Below are 912 nucleotides of genomic sequence, written 5' to 3' on the forward strand. Positions count from 1 at the left end.
CCGCTGCGAGGGAGGGGGCCACGTGCTCATCGACACCTACGGCCGGGTGGCCACCGACCTGAGGGTCTCGCTCACCGACCGGTGCAACCTGCGCTGCACGTACTGCATGCCCGAGGAGGGCCTGCAGTGGCTGGCCAAGCCGGACCTGCTCACGGACGACGAGATCGTCCGTCTGATCGACATCGCGGTCACCTCCCTGGGCATCGAGGAGGTCCGCTTCACCGGCGGGGAGCCGCTGCTGCGCCCCGGCCTGGTGGGCATCGTCGAGCGCGTCGCCGCGCTGGAGCCGCGCCCCCGGATGTCCCTGACGACCAACGGCATCGGCCTCCGGCGCACCGCGGCCGCCCTGAAGGCGGCGGGCCTGGACCGGGTGAACGTCTCCCTGGACACCCTCCGCCCCGACGTCTTCAAGACCCTCACCCGCCGGGACCGCCACAAGGACGTCATCGAGGGCCTGCACGCCGCCCGCGAGGCGGGCCTGACCCCGGTGAAGGTGAACTCGGTCCTGATGCCCGGGCTCAACGACGACGAGGCCCCCGACCTGCTCGCCTGGGCGGTGGAGCACGACTACGAGCTGCGCTTCATCGAGCAGATGCCCCTGGACGCCCAGCACGGCTGGAAGCGCGACGGCATGATCACCGCGGGGGACATCCTCGCCTCCCTGCGCACCCGCTTCCAGCTGACCGAGGAGGGCTCCGAGGAGCGCGGCTCGGCCCCGGCCGAGCGCTGGATCGTCGACGGCGGCCCGCACCGCGTCGGCGTCATCGCCTCCGTCACCCGCCCGTTCTGCGCGGCCTGCGACCGCACCCGCCTCACGGCCGACGGCCAGATACGCACCTGCCTGTTCGCCCGCGAGGAGACCGACCTGCGCGCCGCCCTGCGCTCCGGCGCCCCCGACGAGGAGATCGCCCG

General features: G+C 73.4%; 1 protein-coding gene. It reads left to right on the forward strand.

Features of this window, described 5'->3' with window-relative positions; all coding sequences use genetic code 11:
• Positions 1–22: 22 nt before the first annotated feature.
• The coding region (gene moaA, locus ACTWQJ_RS51830) for a GTP 3',8-cyclase MoaA (protein WP_443313270.1) at positions 23–912 on the forward strand (890 nt) is incomplete at its 3' end.

The sequence above is a fragment of the Streptomyces sp. KR55 genome, from assembly GCF_052245645.1.
Lineage (GTDB): Bacteria > Actinomycetota > Actinomycetes > Streptomycetales > Streptomycetaceae > Streptomyces > Streptomyces flavusporus.